We start from the raw sequence: 22,836 nt of genomic DNA on the forward strand, positions 1-22,836 counted from the left end.
GCCCTAAAACCCACCAGATTAGACACATTGCGATAATCAAGTGGACAATGATAAAATCATTACTCAAATAAAAGACTTTCAATTTTTCTAGCCATTTTTTCATTAGGATTTCCTTATGTTATTTGCTATCGTTCGGGATTTATTTGCTTATTCTATTTTGCTGTCTAGCCTATTTTTACTTTCCTATATTGGTAAGTTCGGCGTTAATATGCAGCAGCTCATTATTTTGTTAACCCCAGCACTTTTTGTTATGTTCAACATCACTATTCAGCGTAAGTTCAAGCAAGATCTGGATAGATTTGCATACTTTTCAGCGATTTTGGGCGTTGCTATATTTGCCGCACTCGGCTCATTCAGCCAGTTAGAATTAATTTCTCTAGGGTTTAAAGTCGAAAAAATTAGTACATTTACTATGTTTAAAATTTACTTTCATATTTGGGCTATTGTATTGCTACCGATTGCACTAAAAAAATTCTTCAAAAAGGATTAACAACTTTGATTTGTCGTGTTTTTTATTGCTTTAATTCCCATTTCAGACAAACCAGCTGAGAAAGTAGCTGATTTATCAATCCTGTTAATTTCTCACGCTCTTTTGCGGATAGCTCTTGCCCTAAATCTGAGTTATCAGACAAGGCATTTGCACTTTCCCCACATAATTTCCCCACTGATTCAGACAGCACGACGACTTCGCGCAATAAATCTAACGATCCTTTGCATTCTTTCGGGCTAGGCATTAGTGTGCGATCGACTGCCTGAGCAATCATTTCAACAATGTTGATCGAATCGGTGAGAGCAATCAGATGAATAGCATCGGCAAAACCAAGTTTGTTGCGGTCATAATCTGTCTTTAGCTCTTTCGCTAGCTGGGTTGTCGTTTTCCCCATTGCTGGCGCGAAATTTGAGATTTCGCGACTACGGGATAACTGCGTATGCAGAGCTTTTTGTATGTACAAAAACGGTGATTCATCTTTCATAAAATTTTCTCGTTTTTTTATGGTTACTTTTTGAGTGCGTTTGGATAGATTACTGTTGTAACGGGAAAACATCGTCTAAAGAAACTTTGCAACCTAAACGATTAAGCCCTGCAACGATTTCCCTTGCAACAAATAGTGAAGGCTTCCTAACCCCAGTTTCATAATTTGCAATTCGTGGTTGGCTCCAACCTAAATGTTCAGCAAGCTGGGCTTGAGTAAGCCCAATTTGATTGCGGAATTTTGAGATGTTATTCATTTAAATTTCCAATTGTGATTTTTCAACCCAATTAAATCACAAAAAGAAATTTTATGCAATTTCATTTTGAAATTATGAAATTATAACGTAGCGTATTAAAATGATTTAATGATCATTAGGAGAAGATAGAATGACATTAGGTGAAAAAATAAAAACTTACCGCGAACAACTCGGATTAAGCCAAAAAGAGCTTGCTGAAAAATGCAGTGTTCTTGATCAAGACGGAAAACCTTGGGGGCAACCTCGTATTGCTAATTATGAAAAGGGAAATCGCACGCCTAATTTAGATGACATTGAAATTATTGCTAAAGCTCTAAATATTACACCGCAGAGCCTTGCATTCGATAACAATGTAACCTTTACGCACGTTATCAAAAGCTATCAATACCCCTTACTCAGCACAATTCAAGCGGGTATGTGGTGCGATATAAACTATCTCGATAATATTGATAGCGATGAACAATTTGAAATGGTTGCCTCCCAAGTAAAAGCTAGTGATAGAGCCTTCTTTTTGGTGATTAATGGCGAGAGTATGTTGTCCCGCTTTAAAGAGGGAGATTTAGTTCTGATTGACCCTAATCTTGCCCCTACGCCCGGAAAATTTGTTGCCGCAATCAATGAAGATAACGAAGCCACATTCAAACAATATAAGCAACTTGGTTCTTATGACGAACACGGCAGACCACATTTTAATCTTGTTCCATTAAATGACAGCTTCCCAACACTCAGTAGCAAAGAACATAATATTACTATTATTGGCGTGGCGGTTGAGCATAGGCAGGTATTATAGCTGTTATATGGAGCATAAAATGAAAAAACACGATCAATTTCTCATTGATTTGTTAAAAGAATCATTAAGTCGCACTGAATATTCTAAGTTAGAGCAAAAAGCATATTTAGAAAGTTTAATGCGTGAATTTGAGCCCGCTTCTTTACGAACTCTCATCACCAGTCTTCTATCTGTTGATTTAGAAAATTTACAACAGGTTTCTGGGTCAATAACAACCGAAAATAAAGATAAAGGTTGAGGATAGGAATTATTTGTAATGAACAAATTAAATGAACATAAATTTTGCCTAAACAATGAAGAAGCCCTGCAATTTATCGAATTGCTAAAATCTTACGATAAAGACTTATATTGGAATAAAGGGCGAAATATCCATTGGCGAACGATTAATTTTGTGCCTAATGACAGAGATGAGTTAGCTGGACCTGTACCAGGAGCAACGGTTCAAGTTGACTATAAATACAGTAAACGTGTGAAAGAGTCAGGAAAACTTGTTTTGACTTTATTCAAACGCAAACAACACGAGAAATTACGAGCTTACCAATTAGAGCTATCTGATGAAAATAAAATCAGTTCACACGATGGAAATACAATTATTAAAGGTAGCCACGAACATATAGGTAAACAGGTGAGAAAGATTATCCCTGATACAGAAATTGAAAATATTGCTCACTGGTTTGCTTTATTTTGCGATAAAATCCGTTTAGAATTTACTGGAAGCAAACTTAATTTGCCGGAGGAATAAAATGATAGATTGCCAATGGCTACACAACCAAATTGACTTACATTGCCATAAGGTAACTAGCCTTAATGGTTCTGCTGGCGTGTGCGTACAAACCAACCATAAATGGCTAGATGGTTCTCTATTAAGTTTTTATATTATTCCACAGGGCGAACAGCTGTTAATCACCGATGATTGCGATACCTTGTTCCATTTCCACACCACCGGACTCATTGAACATAAGCGATCTTGGAAAAAAATCAAAGATAAATTGAATACTGTTCATACCGATATTGCATTGGAAGATGATGGTGAAATTTTATGTATTACCACACAAGAAAAAGCGACTTACGCGATTGCTGATTATACTTCAGCTTTGTGCGGTTTAATGCACTACGAAAGAGAGCTTGCAGGCATACCAATGCAAGTTAATCACCTTGCCGATGAGGTGGAACTTTATTTAAAAGCGTGGAAACCTTACGCCAAATTCACTAGATCGCCAAAAGTAAATGGTATTTCAGGGCATAGCTACACACTGGATTTTCAACTAGATGATCAACTTATAATGGCGATTAATCCAACACCTAATGCCGTTGGCTCAGTTATGCGAAAAGCAGGTGATATTCTAAGTGGTAATGACTTAGCTGGGCGTAAAATGTTGGTTGTTGTTGATGATAGAAGCGATCAGCTTTTCGAGCAAAAAGCAGAAGAAGAAATTCAAATTATTGCTTCATTGGTTAAGGCTGTTCCACTATCAAGATTGATAGAAATATCAGCAAAGACAAATCAAATTCAATAACAAACCGCCTCACGGCGGTTTTCTTTTGCCTCAGATCTTGCTTATCCCTACTCGAATCTTGCTTAAATCCCCAAACTGAAATCATTTCAAGGAGTTAGGTAAATCACCTCGCCTTGCTTAACGCTTTCGTGATGTCTCGAAAATGATTACGCGTGCGTAACACGTTTCACTTCAAAGCTAAGATTGAGGGCTTTCATCACTTTAAGCACAGTAGAAAATGTCGGGTTGCCTTTGCCTGAAAACGCCTTATACAGCCCCTCACGGCTTACCCCCACTTCTCTGGCTAACTGGCTCATATTGCGAGCTTTGGCAATATCCCCCAATGCAGACAAAATTAAATCCACATCATTTTCCTGTAACACCTCATTTAAATAAAGCTGGATTTCTTCTTCACTTCTTAAATGTTCGGCAATATCAAAATCTTGTAATTCCATCATTTAAACTCCCAATTCTTTCGCTAATAATTTCGCTTTTTCAATATCTTTGGATTGTGTTGATTTATCGCCAGCACAAAGCAAAATCACCACCACTCCATTTTGATTTTTCAAATAAATGCGATAGCCCTTGCCCTCCGTAATACGCAATTCTGAAATCCCTTCACCAACGGGCTTAACATCACCAAAATTCCCTAACTGCAATCGCTTAATACGGGTTTGAATTTTCGCCCTCGCTCTTAAGTCTTTTAATTCATCAAGCCATTTCTTAAATAAGGTTGTTGATTTTATTTGGATCATCGTTACCCTCCCACACAAAAATTATACCTCAACCGCCTTAAGCTGTGAACTAAAATCAACAAAAATGCGTTCAACCTTAATCTCACAACCGCTTGCAGGTTAAAAAATAAGCAATCAAACAAATTTTTTCAAATTATTTTTCTTTATAAATCAATAAAATAATTTCAAAATGAAATTTTTAATATAAATTTATTTCAAAATGTTATTGATTAAATAATTTCAATTTGTGATAATGCCAACATCAAAACGAAACAACGTTTAATGCTCTTTAACAATCAAGATGAAATAAAAAGCCCTAAGGTAACAGGGCTTGGATAATTAAACTTCGCGAACAGGTGTTTGTCGGTTAGTGTCCGTAACAAGCCCGATACAATGTAAGCAGTTTTGTTTGGTCGTATAACCTTCACTTTGAGCTATAGGTTCGTGATTGGCGGCTTTTAGTCGCCAATACCACTGACCATTAACACCTTTGAAAATTTCAAAATACATAGAGGTAACTCCTTATGCAAAACGAAATGAAACGCTATGCAATTTCTTACTTCTTCAAAGGGAAGAAGTGGTGTTCAGATGTCTACGCCAACTCATTTGAAGAAGCACAAGAAAAAGTCAAAGCAATGTCCCAAGCAACTATTGATGGTGAGCTTTACTGTTCAATATATGTTCCAGTCAAGCCACAATCACGCATTGCAAGGTTGCTTTTAAAGCTACTACATAAATTTAGCTAATTCAATATTTCATCTTGGTGATGATGCTCTTTAACAATTTAGAACCCACTCCCCTTTTTACAAAAGGAAGCCGAAAGGTTGGCAAGTCTGTGCCAGTGGGGCTGAGGCAAACAGGCTTATTTATTCAATGCCGTATTTACGGAGAACCAAGGCAGCAGAACCGAGAGGAATGCAATGCAAAGAATCAACCGTGATACCGAGCCGAGATGAACGTTAGACAAGTGCGGCATTGAATAAATAACAACAACGGAGGTGAATGATGAATATCGTCATTGAACGTAACCCAGCGAGCAAAAAATACTGCGAAAAGGCAGAAATTCGCTCAATGGGCAAGGCTGGCAGATTAGCAAGAATGTTTGCCAAATCTCGCCAGAAAAAAATCAAAACGGGAAAACCTGACCGAATTAAGACCGCACTTGTAATGTTGCCGATTCCGTCAAAATCCCAAATTGAAAAAGCGGCGGCTCAATTTCAAGCCGTCAAACCGAATTACCACAAAGGCGAAATCGGCGTAAATACCGTGCGGGCCACACAAAAAATCCGCCGTGGTTGTCAGGAGTTAATGAGGATTTAGACGATGAAAAATAAAATTACTGATTTAAACAACCATCTTTTTAGTCAATTAGAAAAATTGTTAGATGAAGATTTAACAGATGAAGAATTAAAAAGGGAAATTGCTAGAGCGAATGCGGTATCTGGTATTGCATCGAATATCATTCAAAATTCTAATACAGCCATTAAAGCAATGCAGCTTTTCGGTGACCGCACTATTGAGGCAGATGCACCCGATTTTTTAAGAATATCAAAGGCACAAAATGACAAAAAAACGCTTTAGGTTTACTGATGAACATATTGCTTTTATCCGTGAACATAAAGATTTAGCTCCTAAAGATCTCATTCAGGTCTTTTATCAACAATTTGGTTTGCTAAAGAATAGGCAGGTTTTTAGAAAGCTAAAAAAACGATTAGGAATTATCTCAACGGTTCAACATTGCAATCGATATACCAAAGAAGAGTTAGCCTTTATCAAAGAAAATTGCACTTTACCGCAAGCGGAATTAACCAAACTATTTAATCAAAAGTTTAACCGTAATCAGACCGCACAAGTAATTAGGGTACTGTGTGCTAAAAGAGGTTGGCTGACTGGTAGAAATGGGCGATTTAAAAAAGGAGAACATTTAAAGCCTATTGGTTACGAGCGATTTTGCCCTATGGCAAAAGCCGTGTTGATAAAAACAGGAGTTAAGCGTTATGAAAGAAAATCACGTGTTATCTGGGAGCAAGCCTTTGGCAAAATCCCTCAAGGATTTGTTTTGTGGTTTAAAGACGGCAATATTCAAAATTGTGAGTTATCTAATTTAGAACTAATCAGTCGTAATGAAATGCTATGGCGACATAAGCTGAATTACCACGAATTAGACAGCAGTGTGAAACAAACTTTTAATGTGTTTATTCAACTACGAGAAAAATTGATAAAACTCAAAAAGCAACAGCAACAAAAGGACCGCATAGCAAAAGGATAAGCTAAGGTGCTGTCACCACCTGAGATTGTAGGTTCAAGTCCTACTGCGGTCGCCAATTTATCACAAGGCACACTGAGTCATTATCTACGGATTATTTTAGACCAATCTTCTTGCCGTAGTTAGTGTGCCTTGTCATAACTTTCATTCAAAACCGCATTCTTAGCCGCTCGTTTTTAGTCTTTTTCATCGTGGCTTTGCGTGCGGTTCTGAATGAGATGAGAAATAGGAGAAACGCAGTGAAAAAATATGAATTAACCGATGAATATATTGAGATCGGATTTACAACTAAAATTAAACTCTATCGCATAAAAGCTTTAGTAGTAATCGCATCAATCGGCGTTAGTGCTGGTGATTTGGGTGGATATGTCGAGAAAGAGTCAAACTTAGATCAGAGTGGTGATGCCTGGGTGTACGGTAATGCCAAGGTGTACGATAATGCCGTGGTGTCCGGTGATGCCGTGGTGTACGGCGATGCCGTGGTGTCCGGTGATGCCGTGGTGTACGATAATGCCAAGGTGTACGGCGATGCCGAGGTGTACGGTAATGCCAAGGTGTCCGGCGATGCCAAGGTGTACGGCGATGCCGTGGTGTACGGCGATGCCGTGGTGTCCGGTGATGCCGAGGTGTACGGTGATGCCAAGGTGTACGGCGATGCCGTGGTGTCCGGTGATGGCGTGGTGTCCGGTGATGCCGTGGTGTGCGGTAATGCCAAGGTGTACGGTAATGCCAAGGTGTACGGCGATGCCGTGGTGTACGGTGATGCCGTGGTGTGCGGTGATGCCGTGGTGTGCGGTAATGCCAAGGTGTACGGTAATACCAAGGTGTACGGTGATGCCGTGGTGTGCGGTGATGCCGTGGTGTACGGTAATGCCAAGGTGTACGGTAATGCCAAGGTGTACGGCGATGCCGTGGTGTCCGGTGATGCCAAGGTGTCCGGCGATGCCGTGGTGTCCGGTGATGCCGTGGTGTGTGAAAGATCTGATATTGTCTGGTTTTCAAACGTGGGTACGGAGTACGGTACATTAACCGTATTTAAAACTAAGCAAGGAGTATTGTGGGCTACTAGAGGCTGTTTTAGTGGCTCTGTTGAGGAGTTTTTGAAAAAATCCGCGGAAGTTCACGATGAAAAAACGAAAAGAGAATATCAACTTTTGATTGAAGTCGCTAAATCAAGGTTGAACAACTAATACGCCCACACGGAAGGCGTTAAACCCCGTGCAGACATACTCCTAAGGTTGCCCACTGTAACAGGTGGGCTTTTTTAGCAAAATCTAAAAAATATTGCTCATATTAATTAGTGAGTATTGAAGGAATTTAGCTCTTATTTTTATCAATATCATCTTTTGAGCTCTCAGGGATCATTGCTGGCAAGGTAAAAGTATATTGTAAAAAGAGTTGGCTAAATAATCTTAGCTCCTCCAATTCATCGAGTGTAAAATCATTATAGGTATGAGAAGCTTCAGCACTTAATGTTCTAATATGCAATGCAAAATTCTTCAAATCTTTGGTAAGTTTTCCCTCTTCAAATAACTTCTCAATACGCTTATTTAATTTTGCTCTGCTATCATTCTCTGCTAATTCACACAATGCACGCTCTAAAGTTGAGCGATATGCATTTCCAGAAGCTTTGACAAAATGCGGTTTAGCTTTTACTTGTAAAAAAAGATCTTCAGCTGTCAGAAGCTCTTCTTCTACCGAACTAGGTAAATATTCGGGAATTTCTGCAGTTTTCGTATTATTAGGATAGAATTGAATCCATCTCCCATCGGATAACTCCTGTAAATTGTAATTATTTTTACTAGTTAAAAGAGAGCGAATTTTGTTTAGCTTTTGTTTAGAATGTGAATCATCTTGTACTGCAAGATCACCAATAATCGCACTACTGCAGGTATTACAAGTGGCTAATAATGAGAAAATAGAATAATTAGTAAATTTATCATTTTCATAGTACGTTTTAATCTCAAATCCCCCATGTTTAACGCCACAATGGGGGCAATCATAAGCAAAGGTAATCATAATGAATCTCCAAGATCATATTTATTTAATTGATGAATTTCTTGAAGGGCAAAGCCCTGAAGTAAAACTATATACTTATTTTAAAAATCAAGATAAGGAAACGCAACATAGTTTTGTCATTGCCTTAATTGGTAAAGTGGTTAGCTCACATAAACTTTATCATCACGAATTAAACAAGTAACATTGACAACCGCCGCCCTACTTCGGATTAAAACAACGGTAAATTTAATAATTCCAAATCATCTCTTCAATTAGGGCGGTTTTAGATTTCCCTGTGCGTTCGCTTAATTCTGCTAAGCGTGAAATGGTTTCTTCTTTCAGCTTAAAGCCAGCCAAACGCACACCGCGTTTTTTATCGCTTTTTTCTTGCTGTTCTTGACGCGTTAAACCTGACTTAGGACGACCACGAGACATATTAACCTCTTGCATTTAATAAATTAACGGTTTATAGTAGGAGCCATTGGGGGACACTTCCACATATCCCCCGCAGGTTTATCCTAGAATGCTGGCATTGCCACCATTAGCAGGATAATTAGGATTGCGAGCTTCAAACACATATCCTAACTCCTTTTTTGATGCCCGATTTCAGTCGGGCTTCTCATTTTTAGAACCATTCCAAAAACAAGATTATTGTAGTTTATACTTCATAAATAAGCAAGATTTATTTAGTATTTACTAATTATTTTTTATTTGACAAACCGCCCTACTTCGGATTAAGATAACCGCACTTACAACATCTAGCGGTTATCCGCACCCGATAGCATAGCGGTTTTTTTATGCCTAAAATTTAAATGTGAAAAATCTCACATTTAGAAAAACCACAGATATGTGGTTTTCAAAGATCGGGGCGAGAGAACGATATACAATACATCTGAATAAGTTCCGCCGTCTAGATGCGGTAAGTTGAACCCCGATCACCCTACTTAAGTGTTCGGACAAATTAACTTGAAAACATCTAGAGGCATAAAATGTCAAATTTATCAATTCTTAACACTGACGTTCGTAGTTACGAAAATTTATTCAATTTAAAAGATCTTCATTTGGCAAGTGGCGGATTAAAGAAAAATGAACCGTACCTTTTTATTCGTCTTGATACAACAAAAGAGCTTATCGCCGAAATCGAAAGTGAAGAACCTAACACAAAAGCGGTGAAAACTCTGCGAGGTACGCACGGCGGAACATACGCTTGCGAAGAACTCGTCCTATCCTATGCAATGTGGATAAGCCCAAAATTCCACTTAATCGTATTGCGTGCTTTCTTGGCAATGCACAAAGGTGAAGTGAAACAGCAACAACTCGCCTTGCCAGAACCCGAAAATAACGAATTATTGCAACTATTGATGCGTATTTACTGCTACGGCTTGCAATATTCTGATTATCAACGTGCAGTACTTGGCACATCTCTCAATGATGAGGTAGGGAAAGGCAAGTTGATCGGCGATTTCTGCACAGAGGGAGAGCCAGCTCAACAGGGCTACTTATTTGTCTTCACACCGAATATAGAGAAAGACCTGCAACAAGCAAGAGAAATCATCAATCGACACGTCCACGCCCAGCATAAGACGCGAAGCGAATTTTAAAATCTAACTCAAAACCGACCGCACTTCCCTGTGAACCGTGTGGCGGTTTTCTACACCCTAAATTCAGTAATTTGATTAAAAAGGAAACAGAGATGAAACAGCGTGGTTATGAAACATTGGTGGCAGATTACGTTAAATCAAAATTAGGTGAGAACATCACCACAAGTCAGATTGCAACGCAATATGGTGAGGTTAGCCTTTATCACAACAATAAACTGTATATCGCCGTGTTTGATAATCCAACCACCCTACAGATAGACGACATTAATCGCCAACTCTTCGCAGTACATTTCACGCATGAACTAATTTATCGAACGGGACGAAAACTACTGACCTTTGAAACTCAACGCTTACTAAAACCGGAAGTAAGTTATTTACTCAGACATCTAAAACAGATGGAGAAGAACAATGCCAATTTATCGCGTACATAGCAGTGCTTACCACGATGGCTCAACTAAAGGATTTCGCCACGACATTAAACATAAACGGCACGACTGTTTTCGTGGTGATGTGAGGATATTTCAAATCATTGATGGATATCCACATCAAATCTCACGGAAGCGGAAACGTTTTACAAATAAAGAAGAGGCTTATCAGTGGGCAAAGCAATTTGCTCAAACCATCACAAAGCAATTAAAAAGGAAACAAAAATGAACGATCTTATTAAACATACACTACAAACCCTACTCTTTCTTGTTGCCATTATCACCGTGCTAAGCCTTGCCGATGCCTACGCACAAACGGCGGAAGATTACTACGCAATGCAAGGTTTCAGCACTGAACAACTCGCCGAAATGGAACGCCAAGCCAACCTTGAGTGGCAACAAGAACAAGGCGACTTACCGCCCAATTTAACCGTTGAGGCTGAAAAATACCTCAAAAATTACACCGCACTTTTGCAAGAGGAAATAAACAATGGCAAGTAAAAAACGCAAGTATCTTTACAAACTCATTCAAGACCCTGTTTCATTTTATTGGCACGGTGAATGTTGGATTGATGACAAATTATGGAAAGCCACATTAAAAATGGTGAATCAAAAAGTGGCAATCAACCGTCTAAATAAAATTATTGATAGCTACAACTTACAACATTCAGGAGCGGTGAAAACCTCAACGGTTATTCCAAACTTCGACCTTGAAAAAACTTCTCCTTATCAAGTTATTCTGCCCGCAATGCCAGATGACAAATGGAAAACTGCCACACTAAAGCCCCAAAATACGCGTGAGTTGTCCGTTATTCCAATGCGAAAAGAAGAACCCACACAGACAAAGGAAGCCACAATGAACACCGAAAGCCCACAAGAAATCCAAACCGTAACGATTAAAACCCAACGTAAAAAAGTCACGCCACGCAAGCCGTTTACGCCTTATGGCTTGAATGGTTATCTCGTGGACAAAAACGGCAAAGTACGGCTAATGCTTGACCGCAAAGCCAACGCCCAAACTATTACGCTTGAACCTGAAATGTTCGCAATGCTTGCGGATATGGTCAAGGCGACACAAGCACAGGAGAGGAACAATGAGTTACCTACAAATCGCACAAACCTATGATCGCAAAAGCGACCGATTGTTAGAAGCCCATTACGCTGAAGATGGCTTTGAAGAACGGTTACAAGCAGAAATCCAACGCATTGACGAGCAAATCAGAAAGGGCGATGAAACGCTCTTTGACGAGTTCACCCAAACCCTGTGCGACAACGATTTATTTTGGCTTGCCGTAGGAAGCGGGGCGGATTACCTCCCCTACCGACAACAAGCCATCGAGAAATTAGCCAAGCAAAAAATCATTCAGAGGATTTAATAATGGAATTCAATTTAATTTTATCCACCGAAAGCAAAGTGCTTTCTACCAACATTTCCACCTTCCAACAACAAGCCGAAAACTATCTTGCCGGGCTTAGCAACAGATTTGAAACGGATGACGACTTCGCCCAAGCAAAGCAAGACATTAAAGATTTAACCGAGCTAGAAAAACGCACTAAAGAAGCCATTGCCAATGCTCAAAATGGCGAAATTAAACAGCTTATTGAACAGGCTCAAGCGATAGCAGAACGTTTCCGCCAAGCTCGTTTAGAGCGTGAAAAGCTGGTGAAAACCAAAGAAGCGGAAATCAAAGCGAGCATTGTTAATGACGCATTTGAACGACTTGCCGTCGTCAAATCAGGCTTTGAAAACGATGTGTGCATTGCACTTGAACAGGTTATCTCAAAAGCCACGATTAAAAAACGCTTAGACGAAGCAACCAAACGCCGTAGCACTCTTGCCACTCTCACGAAAGCTGTAAATGCCGAAGAAACCCTTATCGGGGCAGAAATTGCAACCGAAGCTGCTCGACTTTCTGCGCGTCGTAAGCTAATCCCTATCTCTTATGAGTATCTCTTTAAGGATTGGCTCAATCTGATTACTGGCGATGACGAGCTTGAACCCATCATTCAAGCACGAATTGCCGAAGAAGAAAAACGCGAAGCGGAAATCAAAGCCAAAGCGGAGCAAGAGGCAAAAGCCCGTGCGGAAGCGAAGTTACAAGAAAACGCCCACAGCCAACAGGAAAACATCAATGAAAATACGGCGAATAGTGGACCGCAAACGCCAAGCCAAGCAACGCCACCAGCGACAACGCAATTTATTCTTAAAATCCCTGCTCAAGAAATCCCATTTACAGGAACGCTTGAACAATTAAGAGAATATTTCGCTCCAGTTAAAGCGTTGGGAATTACGGCAACGATTGTGAAAAAATAAGACTTTACAACCGCCCTACTTCGGATTAAGATAACCGCACTTACACAATTTACCAATAGCGGCTATCCGCACCCGACCGAATGGCGGATTTTTTATACCTAAATTCTACCTGCGCAGATCTGCGCAGCTCAAAGATCGGGTCGAGAGGGCGATATACAACACATCTGAATAAGCCCCAGCTGACTATTGGCAGTGTAAGTGAAGCCCGATCACCCTACTTACAGTGATTGGATTATAAACTTCTATCCAATAGGTATAAAAAATGTCAAACGTAACTATTCTAAAAACTTCAATCCGTGAAAATAATGGCTTATTCTCATTAAATGATCTACATATTGCCAGTGGTGGTGAAAGTAAACATCGTCCAAATCAATTTCTTCGCCTTGACCAAACAAAAGAACTTATTGCAGAGATGGAGAACGAAAACCAACCACGCAATACGATTTTGGTTGTTAAAAATGGTATGGGGTCTTACGCTTGCGAAGAACTCGTCCTATCCTATGCAATGTGGATAAGCCCGAAATTTCATCTCGTTGTCTTGCGTGCTTTCTTGGCAATGCACAAAGGTGAAGTGAAACAGCAACAACTCGCTTTGCCAGAACCCGAAAATAACGAATTATTGCAACTATTGATGCGTATTTACTGCTACGGCTTGCAATATTCTGATTATCAACGTGCAGTACTTGGCACATCTCTCAATGATGAGGTAGGGAAAGGCAAGTTGATCGGCGATTTCTGCACAGAGGGAGAGCCAGCTCAACAGGGCTACTTATTTGTCTTCACACCGAATATAGAGAAAGACCTGCAACAAGCAAGAGAAATCATCAATCGACACGTTAAAGCCCAACATAAAAAACGAACCGAGTTTTAACATCTAATCCAAAACCGACCGCACTTTAAAAAACGTGTGGCGGTTTTGCTCAACCTAAATTCAGCCAAAAGGTGAAATTATGTTCAAAATTTTAATGATTATCGGCTTGTTGTGGTGTGCGTACGAACTCGATTTAGGCTCAGACTGCGACGGGCATTATTGTGGAATAACAACAGATTTAATAGCAAACAAAGGAAAATAAAATGACAACAGCACTTCAAACTTTAACCCAAAAACTCGCTGAACGCTTTGAAATTGCAGACAGTTCAGGTTTAATACAAACCCTGAAAAACACGGCATTCAAAGGCGATGTAAATGACAGCCAGATGGCCGCACTTTTAATTGTAGCCAATCAATATGGCTTAAATCCTTGGACAAAAGAAATTTATGCCTTCCCTGATAAAGGGGGCGGTATTACACCAATTGTTGGTATTGATGGATGGGCAAGGATTTTAAATGAAAACCCTCAATTTGACGGTATTGAATTCGATTTAGACGAAGAAAAGTGTACTTGTCGTATTTATCGTAAAGATAGATCAAGACCGATTAGCATTACAGAATATATGAGTGAATGCTATCGTGATATACAAGGCCCTTGGAGAACGCACCCTAAAAGGATGTTACGCCACAAGGCAATGATTCAATGTGCAAGGTTAGCTTTTGGCTTTACAGGTATTTACGACCAAGACGAAGCTGAACGCATTGTAGAAAATCAAAAAGAACCGTTAAATGTAACGCCAAAACCAACGGTCATTGACACCACTGCGACAACTATCATTCACGCCACGCCTGAAAAAGTAGCAGAAATTCGTCAGTTAATTGAACTCACTGGCACACCGCTTGAAAAAGTATTGGCATCTGCCGGAGTGAATGAATTAGAGCTGATAACGGCAGAACGTGCAGAAGGCGTATTGAAAAAACTGCATCTTACGCTTGATAAACAAAATGCACAAAATCAAGCCAATAACGCAGATGAAGGAATCCCACTATGATAGATGGCTTAATCACACTTGATTGTGAACAAGGCTCGGAAGAATGGCTAGCCGCACGGCTAGGCATTCCCACTGGCACGGGCATTAAAAATATCGTGTCTAACAGTGGGCAAAAGTCTGCTAGCTGGGTGAGTTATCTCGCTGAACTGGTTGCCGAAAGTATTGAGGGCGGAAAAGAAAATGTAAAAACCGCTGCAATGGAACGCGGCAATCAGCTTGAGCCACTGGCAAGAATGGCGTATGAGTTTGAAACAGGCAATGATGTTGTACAGGTTGGCGGTGTCTATCTTAATGCCGACAAAGAGCTAATGATTAGCCCTGATGGACTCATTCCTACCCTTAGAAAAGGGCTGGAAATCAAATGCCCAAAAATGAAAACTCATATCAAATATTTGCTCGAAGGTGGTGTGCCGAGTGAGTACGTTATTCAAGTGCAATCCGCTTTATGGGTAACAGGCTATGAGACGTGGGATTTTGTCAGTTATTGCCCAGAATATCAAAAGCAGCCTTTTTATCTTTACACCGTGCAACGTGATGAAATATTAATGAAGGCATTTGATAAATATATTCCCGAATTTTTGACCGCACTTAAGGCACTTAAAGGAGAAAACCAATGGCAGGCATAAACAAAGCCATCATCGTCGGCAATTTAGGCAACGATCCAGAAATCCGCACAATGCAAAATGGCGATCAGGTTGCAACAATCAGCGTGGCAACCTCAGAAAGCTGGACGGATAAGCAAACAGGCGAACGGCGAGAACTCACCGAATGGCACAGAATTGTACTTTATCGGCGGTTAGCGGAAATTGCAGGGCAATACCTCAAAAAAGGCTCAAAAGTCTATATTGAGGGGCGTATCAGAACCCGAAAATGGCAAGACCAGCACGGCGTTGAGCGTTACACCACCGAAATTCAAGGCGACAGCTTGCAGATGTTAGATAGCCGCCAAGATGGACAAAGTGCACAAACAAACGCACCACCGCGTCAAACGCAATCAACAAAATCCAATGCTTATGCTAACGCTAAAAGTGGCAACTACACGCCACCACCGCAGAATAATGGTGATGAGTTAGATGATGATATTCCGTTCTGATTTGTCTAGCCTAGACAATTTCAGATGATTTTTAGACAAATGCCCTCACTTGAGGGCTTACATTTAAGTGTGAGCCTGCTCAAACAACTCAACCGCCTGAATAATCAACTGATTTTGAGGAATATCAAGTTGTTTGCTTAATTGCTCAATTTTCGCAATGGTAGCAAGGGGGAGTTTATAGCTTTTCGCTTTCACGCCACGCTTTACATCGCTTCGGGCTTTAATCTCATTAATTGACATTGCCATAAAATTTCTCTATGATAAAACTAATTTGAAGAACCGAGGGGTCTCCCCCTCGGATAGTTACCAAACCGTTAGTATGCTGGGGAGCTAATCACTAACAGAATGATAACTAGGATAATGACCTTAATCATTTAGCTATCCTTCTTCGAAGCGTGAGGATTAAGCCTCACACTCACTTTCAAGCTGTCTCTTGAAAGTGAGTATATTATATATCGGTGTACCGACAAAATCAACAAATATTCAAGAAAGCCTACAATTTTTATTGTGGGCTTTTTTATTTGACAAACCGCCCTACTTCGGATTAAGATAACCGCACTTTCAAGCCGTTTCTAACGGCTTTTTTTGTATCTGAATTTAAGGAATATTTATGTGGAAAATTGAAAATGCAGAAGAATTATTAGACTTCGTTCAAACCCTAAAATCCAATGAAAAAATTGAATTTGAAAAGGTTGAATTTGATTTTTTAAGACAAGTGAAAATTAAAATTCAAGGTAATCCTCTGCGTTATAATGGCAGTATCAATTATGCTATCTGCAAAGGTATTTGCGAGTTCCAAAATGAAGTATGGCGTGCTTATGCTGAATTTAAAACTGGCAAATCACACATCACCTTGCTAACACAAGAAGAAAAAGATGCACTAGAAATCACATTCACTGTAAACGAAGGCTGCACCGAAATCATTGCAGATTTAACAGATATGTTTAACGCAATGCGGAAATTCTTTAAAGAGGTAACAAATGGTATGACAGGTGGACAAAAAGTATTAACTTGCACCGCATTTGCATTAACTGTCAGCGGTGCAGTGGTGGGTTACAAATGGTTGGATAACCAAAAAGAAATTCAGCTTGCACAAATTCAAGCAACGGAAAATCAAGCTGAGCAAAAAAGCGAAAGTGAAGTGTTAAAACAAGCCTTTCTTACAATTCAAGCTGTAGCAAATGAAAGTAACAACGCTCGTTTTAAACAATCAATACAAAGCATCGAAGAACATTCAGAAAAAGCCTATAGTGAAATGGCTCGTGCTGTAAGCGATGCAGAAAAAGTCACTATCTCACAAGGCAATAATACAAAAATCAAACTGGAACAGCCACAACTACAAAAAATCGTGAATGATTTAAATGCACAGGAAAAAGCAACAACAAAACCTGATACACTTGATTTATACATTGACGGCGTTAAACGTCAAGAAGGTAAAATCACCATTTTTGCCCGCACCTTACAAGGCGAAACTTTTAGTGCTAACATTGATGCCGATATGTTAGGCGATGACGGTGTAAATGAAATTATCGACCGTGTTAAAGACATTAATACAATTAAGTTAAGCGGAATGATTAAACGCCGTTCTGGAAAAATTGAACAAGCCACATTCTCTGCGATAGCAACTGAAGAATAAATCTAATTGACAAAAACCGCTAACTGGGATTAAGATAACCGCACTTACTTTCCAAAAGCGGTTTCCGCCTCCGATATAAAGCGGTTTTTTTGTACCTAAATTTAGGTTTAATCCGATGAGATCGGGGCGAGAGAACGATATACAATACATCTGAATAAGTTCCGCCCATCTTTTGGAGGGTAAGTTGAACCCCGATCACCACTTAATGATCGGATTAATTACTTAAATCCAAAAGGTACAAAATTATGTCAAACTTACAAATCTTAAATAACTCTATCCGCACTTTGGATAATCTTTATTCATTAAATGATCTTCATCTTGCTAGCGGTAATGATCCAAAACATCGCCCTAGTTTGTTCGTTCGTAATGAGCAGACAAAAGAATTAGTCAAAGAAATTGAAAGTGAAAATACCCGAAGCACAAAAACGATCTTCGCTCTAAAAACCATCAGAGGTGGCAAAGATATTTCTGTTCAAGGCACTTGGGCTTGCGAAGAACTCGTCCTATCCTATGCAATGTGGATAAGCCCAAAATTTCATCTCATCGTATTGCGTGCTTTCTTGGCAATGCACAAGGGGGAAGTGAAACAGCAGCAACTCGCCCTACCCGAACCACAAGATAACGAACTCTTGCAACTATTAATGCGTATTTACTGCTACGGCTTGCAATATTCTGATTATCAGTGTGCAGTACTTGGGACCTCTCTCAATGATGAGGTAGGGAAAGGCAAGTTGATCGGTGATTTCTGCACAGAGGGAGAGCCAGCTCAACAGGGCTACTTATTTGTCTTCACACCGAATATAGAGAAAGACCTGCAACAAGCAAGAGAAATCATCAATCGACACGTCCACGCCCAGCATAAGACGCGAAGCGAATTTTAAAATCTAACTCAAAACCGACCGCACTTCCCTGTGAACCGTGTGGCGGTTTTGCTTACCTCAAATTCAGCAAAAAGGTGAAAATATGTTCAGAATTTTAATGATTATCGGCTTGTTGTGGTGTGCGTTCGAACTTGATTTGAGGGCTGACTGCGATGGGCATTATTGCGGAACAGCCACAGATTTAATCACAAAAAATTAACTCAACCCAAGCCTACGTTGTAGGCTTTTTTATTAGGAAACCCTATGGAAAAACTCACCAAATCCAAAGCGAGGGTAAGAGCGTTTGGTGAGGTGTACACACCTCAAAAACTGGTGCAAAAAATGACCGCACTTTTACCCGAAGAGAGCTTTGAGCCTGAAAAGAAAATCCTCGAACCCAGCTGTGGCACGGGGAATTTTTTATACGACATTCTAAACCGCAAGCTGTGCAAAATCCTCGTAGGTCCAAAGCGTCCTTATTACAAAGTGCTGAATATGTATCAAGCACTAGCGAGCGTGTACGGCGTAGATATTCAACTTGATAACGTGATTGAATGCCAATCTCGCCTCAAATCCCTATTTTACGAACGCCTCGCAATGCTGCACGTTAAGCCTTTTGACTATTTTGTCGATCACGTCTTAATTAACAACATCAGGCGAGGCAACGCCCTTGAGGACGCATTCATCTTTATTGATGTCGAGATCGTTTTCAAAGATCGTGATATTGGTATTAAGGTAGAGAAAGATAGCTTTTTGCTTAGCGAATATGAATGCCATTTGCAACAGAACACCTCTCAACTTCAAGCCGTGCGATTGCTAGCGTTTGAAGATGAGATAGGGATTAGTCGCAATACTCAATAATTTTCTACAGGAAGTCAAAATGTTTACTTATGGCTCAATCTGTTCAGGCATTGAGGCGGTTTCTTGTGCGTGGCATAAATTCGCTACGCCATTATGGTTCAGCGAAATTGAACCCTTCCCAAGTGCGGTACTGGCTCACCATTTCCCAACCGTGCCAAATCTAGGTGATATAACCGCCTTACCTAACAAAATTTTACACCGTGAAGTCCCCGCTCCTGATGTGCTTGTTGGTGGCACACCTTGCCAAGCCTTTTCTGTGGCGGGGCTTCGACAATCTCTTGATGACGAGCGAGGGAATTTAACTTTAGTCTTAATTCATATTTTAGAGGCAATTGATTATGTTAGATACCAAGACGGAAAGCCCCTGTGCGTTCTTGTGTGGGAAAACGTTCCGGGTGTGTTATCCACCAAGGACAACGCTTTCGGACACCTTTTGGCTGGATTGGCTCAAGAATCAAAGCCTTTACAACCAGCAGGGCGAAAATGGACAAACGCTGGTTATCTGCATTCAAAACGCACCCTCGTCTGGCGAACCCTCGACGCTCAATATTTCGGAGTCGCCCAACGCCGTAAAAGAGTGTTCCTTGTGGCAAGTGCTAGAGGGCGAAGTGTCGCCGAAATACTCGTTGAGCGCCAAAGCCTGTCTGGGAATATTACGCCGTGCGGAAATCCGCAAGAAAACCCTACCGCCTTTGCTGAAAGCAGCTTTGGAGCATACCGTTCAACAAACATCGCTGGGACGCTAAAACGTTGCGGTGGTGCGTTAAGTGGCGGTCATTATACACGGAACGCAAAACCCGATGATTGCTAAAAATCAAGCCCATTATTTGGGACGAAATAATGGACAAGAAAATGTCCTTTTTGAAATCAAAGGCGTGGAAGCGGGAAGGATAGCGGAAAAATCCTTATCCCCCACTTTAAAAGCCCGAATGGGAACAGGCGGTAACAACGTCCCCTGTATTACTCTTACAGGTAACACCATCGGACGGCAGCCTCATAACGGCGGTAATGGCAACGGCTTTGATGACACGGGTGTTCACGCCGTTGCTTACGACAACCAATGTGTGAGCTGGAACGGCGATACAACGCCTAAGAGTAGCAATAACATTGCCCTCACAATGCGGGCAAATCAAGGTGGCGAAGGATATGGCGTTGCTTACGCCCACACCATAAGAAAACTCACCCCAAAAGAATGTGAACGATTACAAGGGTTTCCTGATGATTGGACGAAAATCCCCTATCGCAACAAACCGGCAGAGCAATGCCCCGATAGTCCACGCTATAAAGCGATTGGAAATAGTATGGCTGTCCCCGTAATGGAATGGATAGGGCTACGCTTAAAACAATATTTAAAATATACCGCACTTTAACGTGCTTTTTTAACTTAAACACAGGAGAAAACAATGAAAAAATCGTATTTAGTTTTAGCACTCACGGCAGCATTAAGCCTTTCTGCTTGTACGCCATTCTCAGTGGACGAGGGGGAAATTGGGTTAGTTACCAAGTATGGCGAAATTGTCAAAACAAAATCGGCAGGTTTGCACTGGCGGTCGTGGTTGGAAGATGACATTAAGTTTTCCACCCGTGAGCAAAAAATCACGTTAGGTTCATTCGATAGTTCTGGAGATTTAACAAGTGGCATTTCTGCCTACACTCGCGATACACAGACCGTTACTACCGCTTTAGTGATTACTTATAAACTCACTGACCCAATTTTAGTTTATAAAAACTACCGCACTACAGAGAATATGATTAACCAGCTAATTGAGCCACGCAGTCGCCAAGCCCTTGAAATTGTGTTCAGCGGCTACACGGCCCAGCGTGCTTTGGAAAACCGAGCAAAACTCACAACGGATATTACCGCTCAAATTCGCGAGGCGGTAAAAGGCTATCCACTGGAAATCACGGCGGTTCAAACGGTTATTCAGTTTAACAAAGAGTATGAAAAGCGAGTTGAAGAAAGCGTGCAAAAGAACGTTGCAATTCAGACCGCAGAGCGTGAGCTGATTATCCAGCAAAAACAGGCGGAGATTGTAAAAGTCAATGCACAAGCTAAGGCAGACGCTGAGGTTATTCAGGCAAAAGCTGACGCGGAGAAAGTACGTTTAGCGGGTGAGGCGGAAGCCGCCGCAATTCGTGCGAAAGGTGAAGCACTGAAAGAAAACCGCCAGCTCGTAGAACTTACGGCAGCGGAAAAATGGAACGGTGTATTGCCAACAACAATGACACCGAATGGTTCAGTGCCATTCATTAAGGTTGGACAATAATGGTTGATCTGCTTCAAGTGATTTTTTATTTAATCTGTATCGGCGTAATGTGCTTAGTTGGCAATGTGATGTACGAGTCAAAAAAGCTACTTAAACGCCAGCAAGATCAAGTTGAGAGGCAAATCAAGAAACTTCAATCAGACAATAAGGAGTAACAATGTTTATATTAGGTATGATTGCAGGAGCAGCAGTTGCGTTTGCCGTGCAAGCGTTTTTCCACCAATATAAATTGGTTGATAGAAATAAAGATAAATAACAATAACGCCCCGCTAGTCGGGGCTTTTTATTGGAGGGAATATGGAACAACAGGATATATTACTAAGCAAATCACGAGTTATCGAAATTACTAGCTTGAGTGCCACAACAATCTGGCGTATGATGAAAAAAGGTACTTTCCCTAAGAGCGTTCGAGCTTCTATGGGGCGCGTTGCGTGGCGAAAAGTAGACATAGATAACTGGCTTGCAAACCGAATATAAGCACCTTGCTTTAATGACGGTAAAAATGTCGGTAAATAAAATCTCATCATTTAAACATTTGATTAAAAATCAACAAGTTAAACCACAAAAAGATAATTGAGTGGGAATAAAACCTCTGCTTTTCATCGTTATTCAATTCATTTCAAAAATGGATAAAAGCCCTGTAATTACAGGGCTTTTCTATTTCGTACTATTTATAATAACAACGTAACCAAAAATAAGATTGATACCACTATTTCGATTAAGCCTACTTGTTTTACGGAAAGTTTGTATTTTGGTAGGAATACAGCACGGAGGAAAGGGGGGATAAATGCTAGGGCTAAGAGATACTGCTGAGTGAATGCCAAACCGAGAATGCAAAGTAGGTGAAAGGCGATTGAGGCTTGTAAATAGCAGGGATTTTTGCGTTCTCGCATTACGGATTTTACATATAGCGTAACACCAACAAAAAACAGGCTAGGATATAACGCGACTTCGTAGATTTTGGCGTCCAATTGCGAATGTGGAAAATAGTAAGCTGCCATTCCTGCAAGGGCGAAGATGATAATGCCAGCGAGATCATTAAGTAACGCTCGTTCATCTTTCTTTTTAACATAGTAAATATTCACTGCCACAAAAGGGAACATCGCCAACAAAAAAAGCAAAATATGCCAGTTATACCATAATGCGGGCAGGGCAAATAATAAACTAGTGATGGCGTAGATCAGCGTCCATTTGCGGTAAAGCTCAAGGTTTCTGCCCTTAAATAAATTTAAAAATGGGTATGTCATTAAATAAAGGGAAAACCACGCGACTAAAAGAAAAAAATGCAACGCAATAGGCTTAGCAAGCAACATTCCGTATAAAAAGGGCATCAGTGCCATTACGATAGCACCGTGTTGATTAGAAATAAGCAGTTTCATTTGCAAAGTGCGGTCAAAAAAAT

Annotated in this window: 37 protein-coding genes, 1 tRNA gene and 1 pseudogene; 30 read left to right on the forward strand and 9 right to left on the reverse strand. The window is 40.5% G+C overall.

Translation table 11 applies throughout. From position 1 onward, the window contains the following. Window positions 1-115: 115 nt before the first annotated feature. A complete protein-coding gene (locus DXZ23_RS08220; RefSeq protein ID WP_017807418.1) occupies window positions 116-490 on the forward strand; it encodes a hypothetical protein in 375 nt (124 codons plus the stop codon). A gap of 22 nt (window positions 491-512) precedes the next feature. Here the strand turns inward: DXZ23_RS08220 and DXZ23_RS08225 are convergent, their stop codons facing one another. Both DXZ23_RS08225 and DXZ23_RS08230 read right to left on the reverse strand, forming a co-directional pair. Then, window positions 513-974: a phage regulatory CII family protein gene (locus DXZ23_RS08225; protein WP_035695773.1), complete on the reverse strand. Its 462-nt coding sequence runs from the start codon at window positions 972-974 to the stop codon at window positions 513-515. A gap of 49 nt (window positions 975-1,023) precedes the next feature. Next, window positions 1,024-1,230: a helix-turn-helix transcriptional regulator gene (locus DXZ23_RS08230; protein ID WP_017807538.1), complete on the reverse strand. Its 207-nt coding sequence runs from the start codon at window positions 1,228-1,230 to the stop codon at window positions 1,024-1,026. A gap of 130 nt (window positions 1,231-1,360) precedes the next feature. Between DXZ23_RS08230 and DXZ23_RS08235 the strand changes: the two genes are divergently transcribed. From DXZ23_RS08235 to DXZ23_RS08250, 4 genes are read left to right on the forward strand one after another with little or no spacing between them, the layout of a single operon-like run. Continuing rightward, entirely contained in the window at window positions 1,361-2,020 is a 660-nt protein-coding gene (locus tag DXZ23_RS08235) for a LexA family transcriptional regulator (protein ID WP_017807539.1), read from the forward strand. 19 nt (window positions 2,021-2,039) lie between these two features. Further along, a complete protein-coding gene (locus tag DXZ23_RS08240) occupies window positions 2,040-2,258 on the forward strand; it encodes a hypothetical protein (RefSeq protein WP_017807540.1) in 219 nt (72 codons plus the stop codon). A gap of 18 nt (window positions 2,259-2,276) precedes the next feature. Then, window positions 2,277-2,762 carry a hypothetical protein gene (locus tag DXZ23_RS08245; protein ID WP_021724198.1) on the forward strand — a complete coding sequence of 162 codons (486 nt, stop codon included), beginning with the start codon at window positions 2,277-2,279 and terminating at the stop codon, window positions 2,760-2,762. A gap of 1 nt (window position 2,763) precedes the next feature. Beyond that, window positions 2,764-3,537 carry a DUF1828 domain-containing protein gene (locus DXZ23_RS08250; protein ID WP_017807325.1) on the forward strand — a complete coding sequence of 258 codons (774 nt, stop codon included), beginning with the start codon at window positions 2,764-2,766 and terminating at the stop codon, window positions 3,535-3,537. A 146-nt stretch (window positions 3,538-3,683) separates the two neighbouring features. On the opposite strand, the gene DXZ23_RS08255 is transcribed toward DXZ23_RS08250, so the two are convergent. The 3 genes from DXZ23_RS08255 to DXZ23_RS08265 all read right to left on the reverse strand — a co-directional run bounded on the left by DXZ23_RS08255 (window position 3,684) and on the right by DXZ23_RS08265 (window position 4,760). Next, window positions 3,684-3,974 carry an addiction module antidote protein gene (locus DXZ23_RS08255; protein WP_017807324.1) on the reverse strand — a complete coding sequence of 97 codons (291 nt, stop codon included), beginning with the start codon at window positions 3,972-3,974 and terminating at the stop codon, window positions 3,684-3,686. Beyond that, window positions 3,975-4,271 (reverse strand): type II toxin-antitoxin system RelE/ParE family toxin, encoded by a 297-nt coding sequence (locus tag DXZ23_RS08260; protein WP_021723612.1) that lies wholly within the window; start codon window positions 4,269-4,271, stop codon window positions 3,975-3,977. It lies immediately after the preceding gene. 318 nt (window positions 4,272-4,589) lie between these two features. Beyond that, window positions 4,590-4,760, reverse strand: coding sequence for a YegP family protein (locus DXZ23_RS08265; protein ID WP_021724199.1), 171 nt, complete (start codon window positions 4,758-4,760; stop codon window positions 4,590-4,592). Window positions 4,761-4,774: 14 nt separating this feature from the next. Between DXZ23_RS08265 and DXZ23_RS08270 the strand changes: the two genes are divergently transcribed. From DXZ23_RS08270 to DXZ23_RS08290, 6 genes are all read left to right on the forward strand, one after another. Continuing rightward, a complete protein-coding gene (locus tag DXZ23_RS08270) occupies window positions 4,775-4,996 on the forward strand; it encodes a hypothetical protein (RefSeq protein ID WP_017806446.1) in 222 nt (73 codons plus the stop codon). A 256-nt stretch (window positions 4,997-5,252) separates the two neighbouring features. Next, complete coding sequence (locus DXZ23_RS08275) at window positions 5,253-5,570, forward strand: hypothetical protein (RefSeq protein WP_035660437.1); 318 nt, start codon at window positions 5,253-5,255, stop codon at window positions 5,568-5,570. Window positions 5,571-5,573: 3 nt separating this feature from the next. Next, a complete protein-coding gene (locus DXZ23_RS08280; protein WP_017807508.1) occupies window positions 5,574-5,831 on the forward strand; it encodes a hypothetical protein in 258 nt (85 codons plus the stop codon). Next, window positions 5,812-6,519 carry an HNH endonuclease signature motif containing protein gene (locus DXZ23_RS08285; RefSeq protein WP_017807507.1) on the forward strand — a complete coding sequence of 236 codons (708 nt, stop codon included), beginning with the start codon at window positions 5,812-5,814 and terminating at the stop codon, window positions 6,517-6,519. Before DXZ23_RS08280 ends, DXZ23_RS08285 begins: the two co-directional genes overlap by 20 nt. Next, window positions 6,499-6,574 (forward strand) — tRNA-Asp (locus DXZ23_RS15430). Before DXZ23_RS08285 ends, DXZ23_RS15430 begins: the two co-directional genes overlap by 21 nt. A 181-nt stretch (window positions 6,575-6,755) precedes the next feature. Then, a complete protein-coding gene (locus DXZ23_RS08290; RefSeq protein WP_021724200.1) occupies window positions 6,756-7,706 on the forward strand; it encodes a bactofilin family protein in 951 nt (316 codons plus the stop codon). 127 nt (window positions 7,707-7,833) lie between these two features. Here DXZ23_RS08290 and DXZ23_RS08295 read toward each other — a convergent pair whose 3' ends face one another. Further along, window positions 7,834-8,535: a DUF4145 domain-containing protein gene (locus tag DXZ23_RS08295; protein WP_017807554.1), complete on the reverse strand. Its 702-nt coding sequence runs from the start codon at window positions 8,533-8,535 to the stop codon at window positions 7,834-7,836. A gap of 1 nt (window position 8,536) precedes the next feature. Between DXZ23_RS08295 and DXZ23_RS08300 the strand changes: the two genes are divergently transcribed. Next, the gene (locus DXZ23_RS08300) at window positions 8,537-8,716 is read left to right on the forward strand and encodes a hypothetical protein (protein WP_017807553.1); all 180 of its coding nucleotides are present in this window, start codon (window positions 8,537-8,539) and stop codon (window positions 8,714-8,716) included. Between the two features lie 44 nt (window positions 8,717-8,760). On the opposite strand, the gene DXZ23_RS08305 is transcribed toward DXZ23_RS08300, so the two are convergent. Continuing rightward, on the reverse strand, window positions 8,761-8,949 hold the full coding sequence (locus tag DXZ23_RS08305) for a ribbon-helix-helix protein, CopG family (protein WP_021724201.1): 189 nt from the start codon (window positions 8,947-8,949) through the stop codon (window positions 8,761-8,763). Between the two features lie 554 nt (window positions 8,950-9,503). Here DXZ23_RS08305 and DXZ23_RS08310 point away from each other — a divergent pair. The 12 genes from DXZ23_RS08310 to ssb all read left to right on the forward strand — a co-directional run bounded on the left by DXZ23_RS08310 (window position 9,504) and on the right by ssb (window position 15,810). Continuing rightward, the gene (locus DXZ23_RS08310) at window positions 9,504-10,115 is read left to right on the forward strand and encodes a KilA-N domain-containing protein (RefSeq protein ID WP_021724202.1); all 612 of its coding nucleotides are present in this window, start codon (window positions 9,504-9,506) and stop codon (window positions 10,113-10,115) included. 92 nt (window positions 10,116-10,207) lie between these two features. After that, window positions 10,208-10,546: a hypothetical protein gene (locus tag DXZ23_RS08315; RefSeq protein WP_017806443.1), complete on the forward strand. Its 339-nt coding sequence runs from the start codon at window positions 10,208-10,210 to the stop codon at window positions 10,544-10,546. After that, window positions 10,524-10,769, forward strand: coding sequence for a hypothetical protein (locus DXZ23_RS08320; protein ID WP_017806442.1), 246 nt, complete (start codon window positions 10,524-10,526; stop codon window positions 10,767-10,769). Before DXZ23_RS08315 ends, DXZ23_RS08320 begins: the two co-directional genes overlap by 23 nt. After that, window positions 10,766-11,041: a hypothetical protein gene (locus tag DXZ23_RS08325; RefSeq protein ID WP_051185288.1), complete on the forward strand. Its 276-nt coding sequence runs from the start codon at window positions 10,766-10,768 to the stop codon at window positions 11,039-11,041. Before DXZ23_RS08320 ends, DXZ23_RS08325 begins: the two co-directional genes overlap by 4 nt. Further along, window positions 11,031-11,666, forward strand: coding sequence for a hypothetical protein (locus tag DXZ23_RS08330; RefSeq protein ID WP_017806439.1), 636 nt, complete (start codon window positions 11,031-11,033; stop codon window positions 11,664-11,666). Before DXZ23_RS08325 ends, DXZ23_RS08330 begins: the two co-directional genes overlap by 11 nt. Further along, window positions 11,635-11,916, forward strand: a complete 282-nt coding sequence (locus DXZ23_RS08335) for a hypothetical protein (RefSeq protein ID WP_035695777.1) — start codon at window positions 11,635-11,637, stop codon at window positions 11,914-11,916. Before DXZ23_RS08330 ends, DXZ23_RS08335 begins: the two co-directional genes overlap by 32 nt. A gap of 2 nt (window positions 11,917-11,918) precedes the next feature. Next, on the forward strand, window positions 11,919-12,854 hold the full coding sequence (locus tag DXZ23_RS08340) for a hypothetical protein (RefSeq protein ID WP_021724204.1): 936 nt from the start codon (window positions 11,919-11,921) through the stop codon (window positions 12,852-12,854). Between the two features lie 262 nt (window positions 12,855-13,116). Then, window positions 13,117-13,725, forward strand: a complete 609-nt coding sequence (locus DXZ23_RS08345; protein WP_021724205.1) for a KilA-N domain-containing protein — start codon at window positions 13,117-13,119, stop codon at window positions 13,723-13,725. A 79-nt stretch (window positions 13,726-13,804) separates the two neighbouring features. After that, window positions 13,805-13,927, forward strand: coding sequence for a hypothetical protein (locus DXZ23_RS15900; RefSeq protein WP_256593712.1), 123 nt, complete (start codon window positions 13,805-13,807; stop codon window positions 13,925-13,927). Between the two features lies 1 nt (window position 13,928). Further along, on the forward strand, window positions 13,929-14,717 hold the full coding sequence (bet, locus tag DXZ23_RS08350; RefSeq protein WP_021723958.1) for a phage recombination protein Bet: 789 nt from the start codon (window positions 13,929-13,931) through the stop codon (window positions 14,715-14,717). Then, window positions 14,714-15,343, forward strand: coding sequence for a YqaJ viral recombinase family protein (locus tag DXZ23_RS08355; RefSeq protein WP_035695640.1), 630 nt, complete (start codon window positions 14,714-14,716; stop codon window positions 15,341-15,343). Before bet ends, DXZ23_RS08355 begins: the two co-directional genes overlap by 4 nt. Continuing rightward, window positions 15,331-15,810 (forward strand): single-stranded DNA-binding protein, encoded by a 480-nt coding sequence (gene ssb / locus DXZ23_RS08360; protein ID WP_035695638.1) that lies wholly within the window; start codon window positions 15,331-15,333, stop codon window positions 15,808-15,810. Before DXZ23_RS08355 ends, ssb begins: the two co-directional genes overlap by 13 nt. A 63-nt stretch (window positions 15,811-15,873) precedes the next feature. Here ssb and DXZ23_RS08365 read toward each other — a convergent pair whose 3' ends face one another. After that, window positions 15,874-16,056 (reverse strand): hypothetical protein, encoded by a 183-nt coding sequence (locus tag DXZ23_RS08365; protein ID WP_017806754.1) that lies wholly within the window; start codon window positions 16,054-16,056, stop codon window positions 15,874-15,876. Between the two features lie 364 nt (window positions 16,057-16,420). Here DXZ23_RS08365 and DXZ23_RS08370 point away from each other — a divergent pair, with 364 nt between their 5' ends. The 6 genes and pseudogenes from DXZ23_RS08370 to DXZ23_RS08400 all read left to right on the forward strand — a co-directional run bounded on the left by DXZ23_RS08370 (window position 16,421) and on the right by DXZ23_RS08400 (window position 21,911). Beyond that, window positions 16,421-17,446, forward strand: a complete 1,026-nt coding sequence (locus DXZ23_RS08370) for a hypothetical protein (RefSeq protein WP_017806755.1) — start codon at window positions 16,421-16,423, stop codon at window positions 17,444-17,446. Between the two features lie 245 nt (window positions 17,447-17,691). After that, window positions 17,692-18,327 carry a KilA-N domain-containing protein gene (locus tag DXZ23_RS08375; RefSeq protein WP_021724206.1) on the forward strand — a complete coding sequence of 212 codons (636 nt, stop codon included), beginning with the start codon at window positions 17,692-17,694 and terminating at the stop codon, window positions 18,325-18,327. Window positions 18,328-18,570: 243 nt separating this feature from the next. After that, window positions 18,571-19,167, forward strand: coding sequence for an N-6 DNA methylase (locus DXZ23_RS08380; protein ID WP_021724207.1), 597 nt, complete (start codon window positions 18,571-18,573; stop codon window positions 19,165-19,167). A gap of 19 nt (window positions 19,168-19,186) precedes the next feature. Next, a pseudogene (locus DXZ23_RS08385) lies at window positions 19,187-20,537 on the forward strand (DNA cytosine methyltransferase). 33 nt (window positions 20,538-20,570) lie between these two features. Next, window positions 20,571-21,434: an SPFH domain-containing protein gene (locus DXZ23_RS08395; protein ID WP_017806761.1), complete on the forward strand. Its 864-nt coding sequence runs from the start codon at window positions 20,571-20,573 to the stop codon at window positions 21,432-21,434. Between the two features lie 297 nt (window positions 21,435-21,731). Beyond that, window positions 21,732-21,911: a helix-turn-helix transcriptional regulator gene (locus DXZ23_RS08400; protein ID WP_017806764.1), complete on the forward strand. Its 180-nt coding sequence runs from the start codon at window positions 21,732-21,734 to the stop codon at window positions 21,909-21,911. 194 nt (window positions 21,912-22,105) lie between these two features. Here the strand turns inward: DXZ23_RS08400 and DXZ23_RS08405 are convergent, their stop codons facing one another. Continuing rightward, a complete protein-coding gene (locus DXZ23_RS08405; protein ID WP_021724212.1) occupies window positions 22,106-22,813 on the reverse strand; it encodes a YwiC-like family protein in 708 nt (235 codons plus the stop codon). Between the last annotated feature and the right edge of the window lie 23 nt (window positions 22,814-22,836).

The sequence above is a fragment of the Avibacterium paragallinarum genome (genome assembly GCF_900450705.1).
Taxonomy (GTDB): domain Bacteria; phylum Pseudomonadota; class Gammaproteobacteria; order Enterobacterales; family Pasteurellaceae; genus Avibacterium; species Avibacterium paragallinarum.